This is a genomic window from Kitasatospora sp. NEAU-69, assembly GCF_057158765.1.
This window is the reverse complement of the sequence record NZ_JBWXUE010000025.1, coordinates 1-14,196: the sequence shown is the minus strand read 5'-3', so window position 1 is coordinate 14,196 and position 14,196 is coordinate 1. Positions and strand designations below refer to the sequence as shown.

Annotated in this window: 15 protein-coding genes; 10 read left to right on the top strand and 5 right to left on the bottom strand. The window is 71.8% G+C overall.

What is annotated here, in order from left to right; all coding sequences use genetic code 11:
* Window positions 1-93: 93 nt before the first annotated feature.
* Window positions 94-1,143, top strand: coding sequence for a hypothetical protein (locus AC060L_RS26355; RefSeq protein WP_483801407.1), 1,050 nt, complete (start codon window positions 94-96; stop codon window positions 1,141-1,143).
* Window positions 1,144-1,174: 31 nt separating this feature from the next.
* Here the strand turns inward: AC060L_RS26355 and AC060L_RS26350 are convergent, their stop codons facing one another.
* Window positions 1,175-2,491, bottom strand: a complete 1,317-nt coding sequence (locus AC060L_RS26350) for a D-arabinono-1,4-lactone oxidase (protein WP_483801406.1) — start codon at window positions 2,489-2,491, stop codon at window positions 1,175-1,177.
* A gap of 175 nt (window positions 2,492-2,666) precedes the next feature.
* A complete protein-coding gene (locus AC060L_RS26345; RefSeq protein ID WP_483801405.1) occupies window positions 2,667-3,908 on the bottom strand; it encodes an MFS transporter in 1,242 nt (413 codons plus the stop codon).
* Between the two features lie 199 nt (window positions 3,909-4,107).
* On the opposite strand from AC060L_RS26345, the gene AC060L_RS26340 reads away from it, so the two are divergent.
* Window positions 4,108-5,244 carry a ferrochelatase gene (locus AC060L_RS26340; protein ID WP_483801404.1) on the top strand — a complete coding sequence of 379 codons (1,137 nt, stop codon included), beginning with the start codon at window positions 4,108-4,110 and terminating at the stop codon, window positions 5,242-5,244.
* 95 nt (window positions 5,245-5,339) lie between these two features.
* The gene (locus AC060L_RS26335) at window positions 5,340-6,143 is read left to right on the top strand and encodes an inositol monophosphatase family protein (protein WP_483801403.1); all 804 of its coding nucleotides are present in this window, start codon (window positions 5,340-5,342) and stop codon (window positions 6,141-6,143) included.
* A 288-nt stretch (window positions 6,144-6,431) separates the two neighbouring features.
* Here AC060L_RS26335 and AC060L_RS26330 read toward each other — a convergent pair whose 3' ends face one another.
* Window positions 6,432-6,614 carry a hypothetical protein gene (locus AC060L_RS26330; protein ID WP_483801402.1) on the bottom strand — a complete coding sequence of 61 codons (183 nt, stop codon included), beginning with the start codon at window positions 6,612-6,614 and terminating at the stop codon, window positions 6,432-6,434.
* Between the two features lie 453 nt (window positions 6,615-7,067).
* Between AC060L_RS26330 and AC060L_RS26325 the strand changes: the two genes are divergently transcribed.
* From AC060L_RS26325 to AC060L_RS26310, 4 genes are all read left to right on the top strand, one after another.
* On the top strand, window positions 7,068-7,721 hold the full coding sequence (locus tag AC060L_RS26325; RefSeq protein WP_483801401.1) for a response regulator transcription factor: 654 nt from the start codon (window positions 7,068-7,070) through the stop codon (window positions 7,719-7,721).
* Window positions 7,722-7,773: 52 nt separating this feature from the next.
* Window positions 7,774-9,078: a sensor histidine kinase gene (locus AC060L_RS26320; RefSeq protein WP_483801400.1), complete on the top strand. Its 1,305-nt coding sequence runs from the start codon at window positions 7,774-7,776 to the stop codon at window positions 9,076-9,078.
* A 258-nt stretch (window positions 9,079-9,336) separates the two neighbouring features.
* Window positions 9,337-10,317, top strand: coding sequence for an acyl-ACP desaturase (locus tag AC060L_RS26315; RefSeq protein ID WP_483801399.1), 981 nt, complete (start codon window positions 9,337-9,339; stop codon window positions 10,315-10,317).
* Between the two features lie 497 nt (window positions 10,318-10,814).
* Window positions 10,815-11,111, top strand: a complete 297-nt coding sequence (locus AC060L_RS26310; RefSeq protein ID WP_483801398.1) for a DUF4193 domain-containing protein — start codon at window positions 10,815-10,817, stop codon at window positions 11,109-11,111.
* A gap of 203 nt (window positions 11,112-11,314) precedes the next feature.
* On the opposite strand, the gene AC060L_RS26305 is transcribed toward AC060L_RS26310, so the two are convergent.
* The gene (locus AC060L_RS26305; RefSeq protein ID WP_483801397.1) at window positions 11,315-11,761 is read right to left on the bottom strand and encodes a DUF3093 domain-containing protein; all 447 of its coding nucleotides are present in this window, start codon (window positions 11,759-11,761) and stop codon (window positions 11,315-11,317) included.
* Window positions 11,762-11,870: 109 nt separating this feature from the next.
* Between AC060L_RS26305 and AC060L_RS26300 the strand changes: the two genes are divergently transcribed.
* From AC060L_RS26300 to AC060L_RS26290, 3 genes are all read left to right on the top strand, one after another.
* Window positions 11,871-12,410 (top strand): PaaI family thioesterase, encoded by a 540-nt coding sequence (locus AC060L_RS26300; protein ID WP_483801485.1) that lies wholly within the window; start codon window positions 11,871-11,873, stop codon window positions 12,408-12,410.
* Window positions 12,407-12,874: a dUTP diphosphatase gene (gene dut / locus AC060L_RS26295; protein ID WP_483801396.1), complete on the top strand. Its 468-nt coding sequence runs from the start codon at window positions 12,407-12,409 to the stop codon at window positions 12,872-12,874. Before AC060L_RS26300 ends, dut begins: the two co-directional genes overlap by 4 nt.
* A 96-nt stretch (window positions 12,875-12,970) precedes the next feature.
* Entirely contained in the window at window positions 12,971-13,801 is an 831-nt protein-coding gene (locus AC060L_RS26290; RefSeq protein WP_483801395.1) for a DUF3710 domain-containing protein, read from the top strand.
* A 164-nt stretch (window positions 13,802-13,965) separates the two neighbouring features.
* Here the strand turns inward: AC060L_RS26290 and AC060L_RS26285 are convergent.
* Window positions 13,966-14,196, bottom strand: a 231-nt coding sequence (locus AC060L_RS26285) for a hypothetical protein (RefSeq protein WP_483801394.1), incomplete at its 5' end; no start/stop codon positions are given.

Genomic DNA, 14,196 nt, shown 5'->3' with positions numbered 1-14,196 from the left:
TTGTGTCCTTCTTTGTGCACAATGGGCGGGCTTATCTGATTGATGGACGAACTTGACGATGTGTGGATCAGGACTGTGGACCGAGGGGCACTGATGCCGGAGCAGAAGGGGGAGCAGAAGGAGCGCACTGCTGCCGGGGAGCAGGAACGCTCGCCGGGTGGGGGGAATACCGGTGAGAACTCCTCCGGCGGTCGGCGGATCGAACTCAGTGTGGCCCAGGTCGCGGCGAGTGCGCTGGCGGCCGTGGTCGGCGCCGTGCTGGCCTCCGAGCTCGGTGTGTACGGGACGATCATCGGTGCGGCGGTGGTCAGCATCGGCGCCACCACCGGTGGCGCGGTCTTCCAGCACCTGTTCCGCCGCACCGGTGAGCAACTGCGCGAGGTGACGGATCGCGGCCCTGCCAGGACGGTGAACGGGCTCCAGCAGGTGCCGCTCACCGAGACAGCCCCGCTGCCGGCCGCCTGGCTGCCCGACGCGCCGACCGGGCCGGACGCGCAGCCCGTCGCGGACGGGTCCTGGAACGACGCGTCCTGGAATGACGGGGCCTGGAACGAGGCGACGGTGCAGCGCGCCGGCCGCCGCTGGGGCTGGAAGGGCTACGCCGCGGTCTCCGCGCTGGTCTTCGCGCTGGCGATGACGCCGATCGTGGTCGTCGAGCTCGCCGCGGGCAAGAACCTGCACTCCATCACCACCGGCGAGGACGGCGGCGGCACCTCGATCCTTCCGCGCGGGCAGAAGCCGCGGCCGGAGCCCGTCGTCCCCGGTGGCGGCGCGGCGGCCTCGCCGTCGGGGATCCCGGGCTCGTCGGGAGCGCCGAGCGCGCCCCGCGGCTCCGGCGCACCGGACGCGACGCCCTCGGGCGGCGCGACCCCCTCGACCACCCGGAGCACCTCGCCGAGCGGCACGCCGAGCACCTCGCCGAGCGGCACTCCGTCGGTGTCGCCGAGCACGACGCCGCCGCCGACCGGGTCCGCGACGCCGAGCACACCGGCCGGCACGAGCCCGGCTGCGACGCCCGACCGGGGCACGCCGGCGCCGGGCACCGCGGGCGGCGCCGCGTCCGGCGCGCCGACCGGCGCCGGTCAGGGAACCCGGCAGGCACCCCCGGCCGCCGGGGCCACGCCCGGCGCCGCGGCGTCCTGAGCCCCGCCCGGCCTCGTCCCGGCCGGTGCCGTTACTTGCCGAGCACCCGGCGCAGGTAGTCGTTGGCGAACCGGCGCTCGGGGTCGACCCGGTCGCGCAGCGCGGTGAAGTCGCCGAAGTGCGGGTAGACGCCGGCCAGGTACTCGGCGTCCCTGGTGTGCAGCTTGCCCCAGTGCGGGCGGCCCTGATGTGCCGTCATCAGCTGCTCCACCGCGGTGAAGTAGCCCTGGTCGGCGGTGCCGCGGTACAGGTGGACGGCGATGTAGACGCTGTCGCGCCCGCTCGCGGTGGAGAGCCACAGGTCGTCGGCGGGCGCCGTGCGCACCTCCACCGGGAAGCTGATCTGCCAGTCGTTCCGCTCGACCAGCGCCTTCAGCTCGCGCAGCACGGTGACGGCCGCCGCGCGTGGCACGGCGTACTCCATTTCGGTGAATCGCACCTTGCGGGGACTGGTGAAGACCTTGTAGGCGACGTCCGTGTAGGTCCGCTCCGACCAGGCCCGGCTGGCCACCGCCGCGATGGTCGGGATGCTCTTCGGCACGGCCCGGCCGACCCGGCAGGCCGCCTCCCAGACCGTGTTGGAGAGGAAGTCGTCGTCCAGCCAGGCCTTGACGGCGGGCAGCGGCGCGGCCGGCCCCTGGCTGCGGTTGTTGCGCTTGGTGCTGCAGCGGTCGGTGTGCGGGAACCAGTAGAACTCGAAGTGCTCGTTGACCGCCGTCAGCTGTTCGAAGTCCTGGATCACCCGGTCGAACGGCATCGGCATCTCGTGCGCGGTCAGCAGGAACGCCGGCTCGATCGCGAGGGTGATCGCGCTGATCACGCCGAGCGCACCCAGGCCGAGCCGGGCGCCCTGGAACAGCTCGGGCTCCTCGGTCGGCGAGCAGTGCCGGACGGTGCCGTCGGCCAGCACGATCTCCAGCGCGCGGATCTGCGCGGCCAGCGAGGCGGAGTCCCGGCCGGTGCCGTGGGTGCCGGTGCTGGTCGCGCCGGCCACCGTCTGCACCTCGATGTCGCCCATGTTGGTCAGCGACCGGCCGGCCGCGGCGAGCAGCCGGTTGAGCCTGGCGAGCGGCAGGCCGGACTCGACCGTGACGGTCCCGGCCTCGCGGTTCAGCTCCCGCACCGCGGTCAGCGCGTCCGGGCGGACCAGGACGGCGTCGGTGGGCGCGGCTATCGCGGTGAAGGAGTGCCCGGAGCCGACCGCCTTCACCGCGCGGCCCTGCTCGGCGGCCCGCCGGACCACCGCGGCCAGCTCCTCGGTGGAGCCGGGGACGGTCACCTCGGCGGGGTCGGCGCTCTGGTTGCCCGCCCAGTTGCTCCAGCGGCCGGCGGTGACGGTGGCGGGCATGCGTAGACCTCCTGCGACGGGCTGAGCGCGTTACCGGTCGGTAGTGGGAACGGAGCCTAGCCACGCGCGCCCGACTGGTCTACGCCTCGAACCGACCCGGCCCCGGCCCGCTCCTGCTCAGCGCCCGACTCAGCACTGCTCAGCGCTCAGCGCCCGACTCAGTACTGCTCAGCGCTCAGTGCCCGGCCGGTACGGCTTCGCCGGCCGGCTCGGCGTCCCGGGTCCGCAGCCAGCGCCCGCCCGCCAGCGCGGTGACCGCGCCGAACACGGCCGCGGTGAACGGCACCCAGTAGCCGGCGGCCGCACCCGAGGAGTCGACCACCAGGCCGGCCACCGAGGAGCCGGCCGCCAGGCCGAGCGCCAGCCCGGTGCCGGTCCAGGTCATGCCCTCGGTCAGCTGGGCGGCCGGCACCAGCCGTTCGACCAGCGCCATCGTGGTGATCATGGTCGGCGCGATCGAGAGCCCGGCTATGAAGAGCGCCCCGGCCAGCGCGAACAGGCCCGCGACCCCGGTGCAGAACATGGCGACCAGCACCAGCGGCACCAGGCTGACCGCCATCACACCTACACCGGACTGGAACCGCCGCGCGAGCGTGCCGCGCGGCCGCAGCGCGCCGAAGACCATGCCGGCCAGCCCCGAGCCGAGCGCGTAGACGGCCAGCACCAGGCTGGACGCCGAGGTGTGCCCCTGCTCCTGGGCGAAGGCCACCGTGACCACCTCGACCGAGCCGAAGATCGCACCGGTCGCGACGAAGGTCAGCACCAGCACCCGCAGCCCGGTCGAACTGATCGCCGAGCCGCCCGCGTGGTGGGCCGCCGGGTGCACCGGCGGTTCGGTGCGCCGCTGGGCGGTGAAGAGCACCACGCCGACGGCCAACAGCAGCCCGGCCATCATCACGCCGGCCTCCGGGAAGAGCGAGGTGGCCAGCCCGATCGACAGGATCGGCCCGACGATGAAGATCATCTCGTCGACCACCGACTCCAGCGAGTACGCGGTGTGCAACTTCGCCGGATCGTCCCGGTAGAGGTGCGCCCAGCGAGCACGGACCAGCGCGCCGGTGCTCGGCAGCAGGCCCATGCCGACCGCGCAGACGAAGAGCGCCCAGTCCGGTGCGCCGAACCGCGCGCAGAGCAGTAGCGCGACGGTGGCCAGCGTCATCAGCGCGGTGGCGGGCAGCGCCACCCGGCGCTGGCCGTGCCGGTCCACCAGCCGGGCTATCTGCGGGCCGAGCGCGGCGGCCGAGAGCGCCATGGTGGCCGACACCGCACCGGCCACACCGTAGGAGCCGCGCAACTGGGAGAGCATCGTGACGATGCCGATCCCGGTCATCGAGATCGGCAGACGGGAGATGAAGCCGGTGACGGAGAAGGCCAGGCTGCCCGGCGCGGTGAAGATCTGGCGGTAGCTGGACAGCAAGACGGCTCCGATGGCTGCGGTGAATGCGGTGTGCCGCTGGTGCACGCATGAGGGCACGCATGAGCACACGGTAGGTAAGGAACATCGTTCCCTCATACAGCTTACGAAGCCTGGCAACCGAGATACCGGTGACCGGAGATCCGGTCGGCCCGCGCGGCCCCGCCGGTCCGGGCCCGTGGCGCAGTGGCAGGATCGATGCATGCCCGACGCGCACACGCACCTCGACCCCGCCCCGTACGACGCCCTGCTGCTGCTCTCCTTCGGTGGCCCGGAGGCACCCGAGGACGTGGTGCCGTTCCTGGAGAACGTCACCCGTGGCCGTGGCATCCCGAAGGAACGGCTGGCCGAGGTCGGCAAGCACTACTTCCTGTTCGGCGGCGTCAGCCCGATCAACGCGCAGAACCGCGAGCTGCTCGCCGCGCTGCGCAAGGACTTCGCCGAGCACGGCCTGGACCTGCCGGTCTACTGGGGCAACCGGAACTGGGCCCCCTACCTGGTGGACACGCTGCGCGAGCTGGCCGCGGACGGCCACCGCCGGATCGCCGTGCTCGCCACCAGCGCGTACGCCGGCTACTCGGGCTGCCGCCAGTACCGGGAGAACCTCGCCGACGCACTCGCCACACTGGCCGCAGAGGGCGGCCCCGAGCTCACGGTCGACAAGCTGCGCCACTTCTACAACCACCCGGGCTTCGTCGAGCCGATGATCGAGGCCACGCTGGCCGCGCTCGCCGAGCTGCCGGCCGAGACCCGGGCCGGTGCGCGGCTGGCCTTCACCACCCACTCGATCCCCACCGCGATGGCGGCGAGCTCGGGCGCGCCCGACGACCCGGCCCGCGACACTCCCGGCGGCGCGTACGTGGCACAGCACCTGGAGGTGGCCGCGCTGATCGCCGCCGCCGTGGCAGCGGCGACCGGGGTCGCCGACCGCCCGTGGGAGCTGGTGTACCAGAGCCGCAGCGGGGCCCCGCACATCCCGTGGCTGGAGCCCGACATCTGCGACCACCTGGCCCAGCTGCGGGACGCCGGCGCACCGGCCGCGGTGATGGTCCCGATCGGCTTCGTCTCGGACCACATGGAGGTCAAGTACGACCTCGACACCGAGGCCGTCGCGAAGGCCGCCGAGCTGGGCCTGCCGGTGGCCCGCGCCGCCACCGTCGGTGCCGACCCGCGCTTCACCGCCGCCGTGCGCGAGCTGCTGCTGGAGCGCGCGGCCACCGAGCGCGGCGCCGCGGTCACCCGCTGCGCGCTGGGCGCCCTCGGCCCGAGCCACGACCTGTGCGCCGCGACCTGCTGCCCGAACCCGCGCGCCCCGCGACCCGCCGCCGCGCAGGGCTGACCGGCCGCGCCTCACCCGCAACGGCCGACCCACTCATGAAAGTTGCCGGCAGCGCTGCGACAAGAGCTGCCGGCCGGACTCCGAAGGATGTCGTTGTGCCTGATCAGACCCTGCTCGACGAGCTGCTCGACCTCGCGCTGGAGGCCGCCCGGCAGGCGGGTGCGCTGCTGCGCGACGGCCGGCCGGCGGACCTCGGCGTCGCCGCCACCAAGAGCAGCCCGGTGGACGTGGTGACCGAGATGGACCTGGCCTCCGAGAAGCTGATCGTCGAGCTGATCACCGGCCGCCGGCCGCAGGACGGCTACCTGGGGGAGGAGGGCACCGAGCGCCCGAGCTCCAGCGGTGTGCGCTGGGTCGTCGATCCGCTCGACGGCACCGTGAACTACCTCTACGGGCTGCCCAACTGGGCCGTCAGCGTGGCGGCCGAGCTGGACGGCGAGGTGGTGGTCGGCGTGGTCGCGGCGCCGGCCCGCGGTGAGCTGTTCCAGGCCGTGCTCGGCCGCGGTGCCCGGCTGGACGGCCGGGCGCTCGGCGGCCGCCCGGCCGCGCCGTGGGGCCAGGCCCTGGTGGCCACCGGCTTCAACTACGTGCAGTCGGCCCGGGTGCACCAGGCCGAGGTGCTGCACCGGCTGATGCCCGAACTGCGTGACATCCGGCGCGGCGGTGCGGCGGCGCTGGACCTCTGCGACGTGGCGGTCGGCCGGCTGGACGGCTACTACGAGCGCGGGCTGGCCCCCTGGGACCTGGCGGCCGGCGCGCTGATCGCGCGCGAGGCGGGCATGCTGACCGGCGGCCGGGTCGGCGCGCCGGCCTCGCGCGAGCTGACGGTGGCCGCCCCGCCCGGCCTCTTCGAGCAGCTCCAGAGCCGGCTGGACGAGCTGGGCGCCTGGCACGACTAGGCCGTGTCTCATAATTCGCGTCGGATCAGCGCGCGGCGTTGGGCGCCCGGCTGGGCGTGCCGGCGAAGCGTCCTCGTACTGGGTCGTACTTGGGCGTTTCGCCGGTGCGTCCAGGCGGGATGCCCGGCGTCGCGCGCCCGGCGGGAATTATGAGACACGGCCTAGGCCCTGTCCGGACAGGCCCTGGGTCTCACACGGTGGGCTGAAGCACCGAGCCCCCGGCGCTGGTCGCGACGGGGGCTCGGGAGGTCTTGGGGGCCGGTCGACCGGCCCGGGTGGAGCGCCGGGTCAGGCGCTGCGGGGCAGAGCGTGCACCGGGTCGACGCCGTGGTCGGCGGCGATGCGGCGCAGGTCGTCCAGTTCGGACTGTTCCACTTCGGCCAGGAAATCGTCCCCGGATTCCAGGGCGCGGTGCAGGTCCTGCTCTGCGTTCTGTATGCGCTGCAGGATTCCGGCGGTGAAGGCGTCCATGCGGCAGACCCCCTTGCGGTGTCGGACGTGCGCGGTCGGGCGTTCCCCGGACGGGAGGATGCGGTGGCCCAGCGGCTGCGCCTGACCGGTCGGCTGGCTCCGGTGTCGGCGCGGCTGCGACCTCAGAGGGCCGCTCCGTGGACCGCGATCTCCCAGCCGGTGCGGATGAACACGCGGCGGGTGGGTGCGATGGCCTGACGGCGTGATCGCGGGTGTGCATTCGTCCTCCCCCGTGGCAGGGCGGGGAAACCTCCGGTGGCGGAGAAAGTTGCCCTCGTCACATTCACCCGCCGCCAGTGCGTTCGGTCGGCCGCCGGTCAGGGGCCCCTGCGGGGTCGGCTTACCGTTGCTTTACCCGGCTTCGAGGCAGGATGGAGGCACCGTCGGAGTCGCAGGCCCGCGCGCGGGACCCTGGGATCCCGCGGCGCGCGCCCCAGAGAAGGGACAACCGCTGTGCGGGTTCTTGTCGTCGAGGACGAGCAGCTGCTCGCCGAAGCCGTGGCCACCGGCCTGCGCCGGGAGGCCATGGCGGTCGACGTGGTGTACGACGGCGAGGCCGCGCTGCAGCGGATCGCGGTCAACGACTACGACGTCGTGGTGCTCGACCGGGACCTGCCGCTGGTGCACGGCGACGACGTGTGCCGCAGCATCGTCGAACAGGGCCTGGCCACCCGGGTGATCATGCTGACCGCCTCCGGCGACATCAGCGACCGGGTGGAGGGCCTGGAGATCGGCGCGGACGACTACCTGCCGAAGCCGTTCGCCTTCAGCGAACTCGTCGCCCGGGTGCGCGCACTCGGACGGCGCGCCACCGTACCGCTGCCGCCGGTGCTGGACCGGGCCGGCATCACCCTCGACCCGGGCCGCCGCGAGGTGCTCCGCGAGGGCCGGTCCATCCAGCTGGCACCCAAGGAGTTCGCCGTCCTGGAGGTCCTGATGCGGGCCGGCGGCGCCGTGGTCTCGGCCGAACAGCTGCTGGAGAAGGCCTGGGACGAGCACACCGACCCGTTCACCAACGTGGTGCGGGTCACCGTGATGACGCTGCGCCGCAAGCTCGGCGATCCGCCCGTGATCGTCACCGTGCCCGGCTCCGGCTACCGGATCTGAGCACCAGTCACACTTCCTCGCACAGTCCTCTTCCATCCCAAGGGACGACCTCATGACCAACCCGCCCACGCTCGGCGGGTCCCCCGGCAGTTCCCGAACGGTGCCGCCGCGCCCGGACCACCCGCCACGCCCCGATCAACCGCCGCGCCCCGCCGAGCCGCTGTCCGTGTCCGGCTACCGGCCCGGTGACGGACTGGCCTGGCTGCCCTTCCGGCCGACCATCCGGATCCGGCTCACGCTGCTCTACGGCGGCGTGTTCCTGATGGCCGGCGTGGTCCTGGTGCTGCTGACCTACTGGGTGGTCCGGCAGACCTTCAACGATCAGCTGCTGCCGCCGTTGAACGTCGATCCGTCGATCAGGTTCACCCTCGGCAACGTGCAGATCAGCGGCGACCAGTTCAACACCTACATGCAGAACCTGCAGGCCGCCCGGGCGCACGCCGAGCTCGACGCGCTGCTGCGCAGGACCCTCACCGTCCTGGTCGTGCTCTCGGTGATCGCCTTCGCCGCCGGCTACGCGATGGCCGGCCGGGTGCTGCGGCCGCTGGGCCGGATCACCCGCACCGCACGCGAGGTCGCCACCTCCGACCTGCACCGCAGGATCGAGCTGGACGGCCCCGACGACGAGCTCAAGGAGCTCGCCGACACCTTCGACGAGATGCTCGACCGGCTGGACCGCTCGTTCGACTCGCAGCGGCGCTTCGTCGCCAACGCCTCGCATGAGCTGCGCACCCCGCTGGCGATCAACCGCACGCTGCTGGAGGTGCAGCTCTCCGACCCGGCCACCTCGGCCGACCTGCAGCAGCTCGGCAAGACCCTGCTGGCCACGAACGAGCGCAGTGAGCAGCTGGTCGAGGGGCTGCTGCTGCTCGCCCGCAGCGACAACGAACTGATCGACCGGCGACCGGTCGACCTGTCCGAGGTGGCGGTCCGGGCGATCGAGCAGACCCGGTCGGAGGCCGGTGACCGCGAGGTCGAGGTCCGCTCCGAGCTGCACCCGGTCAACGTCTCGGGCAACGGCGTGCTGCTGGAGCGGATCGCGCTCAACCTGCTGCAGAACGCCGTCCGGTACAACCTGGCTGGCGGCTGGGTGGAGATCACCAGCGCGCCCGGCCCCGGCGGGATCGGCGAGCTGGTGGTCAGCAACACCGGCCCGGTGGTGCCCGGTTACGAGCTGGAGCACATCTTCGAGCCGTTCCGCCGGGTCAAGGGAGCCGAGCGGACCCGCAGCGACAAGGGCGTCGGTCTCGGTCTGTCGATCGTCCGCTCGGTGGTCCGCGCGCACGGTGGGTCGATCGAGGCGATGCCCCGCCCCGGCGGCGGCCTGACCATGCGGGTCCGGATCCCCGGCGCCTGAAACCCGGTGCCGGGCCGCAGCCGCCCCGGCAGCAGCCCGACCTCCCCACCGGCCCCGACCGTCCAACCGGCGCCCAGCGCCCCGCACGCACCCGACACGCACCCTGTGTCAGCCCTTCACCTGCACGAACACCTGCACGAAGTGGCTGGCCAGGGTGCTTGTCATTTCCGGTGCGAACAACTTACGGTGTCGTAACCTACGCATCCGTAGGCGTAACCTACGTACTCGTAAGTGGCCCTTCTCTCAGGAGCATCCGCCGTGACCATCGCACCCGCCCAGCGCACCGGCTCGACCGCATGGACCGACGCCCGGCTGATCCTCGCCCTGGAAGAGGTCGTCGAGGGCGAGCTGAACCGGCACCTGGCAGTCGCCAAGGAATGGATGCCGCACGAGTACGTCCCGTGGAGCCGGGGGCGGGACTTCGACGGCGTGCTCGGCGGCGAGGCGTGGCACGTCGAGCAGTCCCAGGTCACCCCGCTCGGCCGGGTCTCGCTGGTGGTCAACCTGCTGACCGAGGACAACCTCCCGAGCTACCACCACGAGATCGCCACCATGTTCGGCCGTGAAGGCGCCTGGGGGACCTGGGTGCACCGCTGGACGGCCGAGGAGGGCCGGCACGGCATAGCCATCCGGGACTACCTGCTGGCGACCCGTGCGGTCGATCCGGTGGCGCTGGAGCGGGCCCGGATGGAGCACATGGAGGCCGGCTTCGAGTCCGACAACGCGCACAGCATGTTGCACTCGGTGGCCTACGTCGCCTTCCAGGAGCTCGCCACCCGGATCTCGCACCGCAATACCGGCCACTTCGCCGGCGACCCGCTCTGCGAGCAGCTGCTGGCCAAGATCGCCAACGACGAGAACCTGCACATGGTCTTCTACCGGAACCTGCTGAAGGCCGCACTGGAGCTCGCCCCCGATCTGGCCATGCAGGCCATTCGTGACGTGGTGACCGACTTCCGGATGCCCGGCCACGGGATGCCGGGCTTCGAGCGCGCGGCCGCGCAGATCGCCATCGGCGGCATCTACAACCTGCGGATCCACCACGACGACGTGCTGCAGCCGGTGCTGCGCAAGCTCAAGGTGATGGAGGTGACCGGTCTCGGTCCGGCCGGCCGGCAGGCCCAGGAGGAGCTCGGGTTCTTCCTGGACGGTCTGGACGCCCAGGCGACCAAGTTCGACGAGCGGCAGGCCGCGCTGCTCGCCCGGCGGGCGGCGAACGCGGCGAAGAAGGCCGGCTGAGGCTGCACCGGGGCCAGGTCGAGGGCGTTCTCACGTCCGTTCGAGTGGGATGGTTCCGACCTTTTCGTCCGATAAATACCGCAAGGTGACCAAGGTCACAGTCGGACTCGGCACCCGTTCGGATGATCTCGCAGAGTGATGGCCTGTCAGTTCTCGATCATTGCTCAGCGTAGCCGGAACCGGTGGGGATCATTCCGTTCCGCTCACTCCGAAAAACCGCCCCGACCTGGGCGGGGGTGCCCTGGCGCAGTGGCCTGACAGGGCGTACCATCACCATCCGTATTCGATGAGGACGGTCGGCCGCCCCCTGGTGGCCACTGTCTGCGAGGCCCTCGAAGGCACCCCCGATCACCCGCTCGGGACCGCCGGTGAGTGTCGATTGAGTAACAGGGCTTGAAGTAAGGCACAATCTCGGCCTCGGGTCGGGCACAAGACCGGCCCCTCATGCGTTAGGTGCGCTGGAGATACCGCACACACCCAGAGGGGGAGAGCGAAACATGGCAACGGACTACGACACCCCGCGCAAGACCGATGACGACCTCAACGAGGACAGCATCGAGGAACTGAAGGCGCGCCGGAACGAGAAGTCGACCAGCACGGTCGACGTCGACGAGTTCGACGCGGCGGAGGGCCTCGAGCTCCCCGGCGCGGACCTCTCCAATGAGGAGCTGTCCGTCCGGGTGCTGCCCCGCCAGGCCGACGAGTTCACCTGCATGAGCTGCTTCCTGGTGCACCACCGCAGCCAGCTGGCCAGGGAGAAGGACGGCAACGCCTTCTGCAAGGACTGCGACTGAGCCTCGGGCGGCCCTGGTCCGGGCCAGCGACCCCGGTGCGGCACGCCGGGCGTCGGCCCGGCACACCGCCCCGACCGGGCCGGGCAACCGGCCCGGAGGCCGTACCCGCGACCGCTGACGCGGCCGCACACGAAGACGGAAGGGACGGCCCGCGATTCGCGGGCCGTCCCTTCCGTGCTGTCCGCCGTCGGTCCGGCGCCGCGTCAGCCGCGCGCCGCGCTGATCGCGGCGGCAAGCTCCTCCGGGTTCCGGGTGGAGAGGTACAGGTACGGCGTCGGGTCGGCCGGGTCGGTGACCTCCACCCGGAGCGCGGTGCGCACGTAGCTGCGCAGCAGCATGAAGGCGCGCGGGTCGGCCTTCACCGAGCGCCAGGCCACCGCCTGCGCGGCGTCCAGCGGCTGGGACTCGCCCAGTGCCGAGACCGGGATCCGCGCCTGGCCGGCCACCAGCGAGCCCTGGACCACCCGGATCCGGGCCGAGCCGTAGCTGCTCAGCGCGACCGCCCCGGCCACCGCCCCGATCAGCAGGCCGATCAGCCCGGGCACTGCGCCGAACTTCAGCAGGATCAGCGCGAGCGAGAGGCCGGCGCCGACCGGCAGCAGCCACCAGGAGCGGGGTGCGGTGAGGCGTTCGTCGTACATGCGGGTCATTGTGTCCCAGCCCCATGAGGAGTCGGCCATTGCATCGGGGCTACTGGTGAGTAGGGTCTGATCCGTGACCGCACCGAGCTCCCCCACCACCCCGCCGGACGACGCCGTCATGCCCGTCCGCCACCCCGAGGCCCCAGCCCCCGGCATGCTGCTGGGCTCGCACTACCACCACTGTTTCGGCTGCGGACCGCAGCAGAGCAGTGGCCTGCAGATGGACGTCCGAGCCGGCGAGGGCATCGACGTCGTCTCCGAGTTCACCGTCAAGCCGCTGCACCAGGGCGGTCCCGGGCTGGCCCACGGCGGGATCCTGGTCACCGCGATGGACGAGACGCTCGGCTCGCTCAACTGGATCCTGCACACCGCCTCCGTCACCGGACGGCTGGAGGCCGACTTCGTGCGCCCGGTGCCGGTCGACTCGGTGCTGCACATCAGTGCCTGGGCCACCGGCATGCACGGCCGCAAGCTCTACTGCGCCGGCGAGGGCCGGATCGGCGGACCGGACGGGCCGGTGGCGATCAAGGCGCAGGCGCTCTTCATCCAGGTGAAGCTGGAACACTTCACCACGCACGGTCGTCCCGAGGACATCAAAGCCGCTCTGGACGACCCCGACCTGTTCAAGCGCGCCAGAGCCTTCGAGGTGAACCCGTGAGTACCACTGCCCGTCCGCAGCTGGACGTCCTGATCCGCCGACTCGACCCGGAGCTGCCGCTGCCCGCCTACGCGCAGCCCGGCGACGCCGGAGCCGACCTGTTCGCGGCCATCGACGCCGAGCTGGAGCCCGGTGAGCGGGCGGTGGTGCCGACCGGTGTCGCCATCGCGTTGCCCGACGGTTACGCCGCGTTCGTACACCCGCGGTCGGGACTGGCAGCTCGTTGCGGAGTTGCGCTCGTGAACGCCCCAGGGACGGTCGATGCCGGGTACCGTGGTGAGATCAAGGTGATCGTCGTCAACCTGGACCCGCGCGAGCGGGTCAGCTTCCGACGTGGGGACCGGATCGCTCAGCTGGTGATCCAGCAGGTCGAAAAGGCCCGCTTCCACGAGGTGGCCGAACTGCCCGGGTCAGCGCGCGCCGAGGGCGGGTTCGGGTCGACCGGTGGCCACGCTGCGGTTTAGCATGCCGCCGCTCGGGCCGCCTCGGCCCGGCAGTTGACCCACACAGGTAGCCGAGCAGGTATTCGCATCGGTCTTGGACCGGGAAGGACAGTGACCGTGTTCCGTCGTCGCCACAAGAGCGAGGACGCTGTCGAGCAGCTCGCCGAAGACGCCACCAGCGCCGACGAGACGGCCGATGACGTCGAAGGTTCCGCCGAGAGCGAGACGCTGACCGACGCCGAGGAGTCCGGCGACGAGTCCGCGGAGGAGGTGGACCCGGCCGACCGCGTCGGTCTGCCGCCGGCCCCGCGCCCGGACGGTCCGTGGGACTTCTCCGAGCTGGAGAGCCCGCACGATGGCCGGGTCGACCTGGGCGGTCTGCTGGTCCCCGGTGTCGAGGGCATGGAGCTGAGGGTCGAGGTGGCCGGCGACGCGATCGTGGCCGCCACACTGGTGCTCGGCAACAGCGCCATCCAGTTGCAGGCCTTCGCGGCACCCCGGTCCGAGGGGATCTGGGGCGAGGTCCGCGAGGAGATCGCCGGCGGCATCAGCGGTCAGGGCGGCCTCGTCGAGGAGGAGGAGGGCTCGCTCGGCTGGCACCTGCGAGCCCAGGTTCCGGTGCAGCTGCCGGACGGCACGCAGGGCGTGCAGCTGGTCCGCTTCGTCGGCTGTGACGGTCCGCGCTGGTTCCTGCGCGGTGTCATCTCCGGCCAGGCCGCCGTGCAGCCGGAGGCCGCCGAGGTGCTGGAGCAGGTGTTCCGGCAGACCGTGGTGGTCCGTGGCGAGACGCCGATGGCGCCCCGCGACCCGATCGTGCTGAAGCTGCCCGAGGACGCCCAGATGGTTGCGGACGGCGGCGTCGGGGCGCCCGAGCGCGAGGCCTCGCGCTTCGGCGACACCTCGCTGAGCCCGTTCGCGCGTGGGCCGGAGATCACCGAGGTTCGGTGACACACCCGCCTCATCCGTGTCGGCCGGCCCCGGACAGCGCAGCTGTCCGGGGCCGGTTTGACTCTCGGCCGCCCGCTGCGTAATGTTCTCCGAGTTGCCCCGCCGACCGCGCGGCTCCGTTTCGAATTCCGATTCGAGCGGGGAAAACGGGTCGAGAAACTCTGCTAGAGTTCGGGAGCGCCGAAAGGCGAAAGCAAATCGGAATGAAATTCGAAGCCGGAAACGGCGCGGGAAACATCTGATAAGCTTGAAACACGAAAGAACGAAAGGCCCGGAGGGACTGCGAGAGCAGCTCGAAGGAAGTCTCCGTTCCTTGAGAACTCAACAGCGTGCCAAAAGTCAACGCCAGATATGTTGACATCCCCGGCCTCGGTCTTATGACTGGGGTTGGAGAT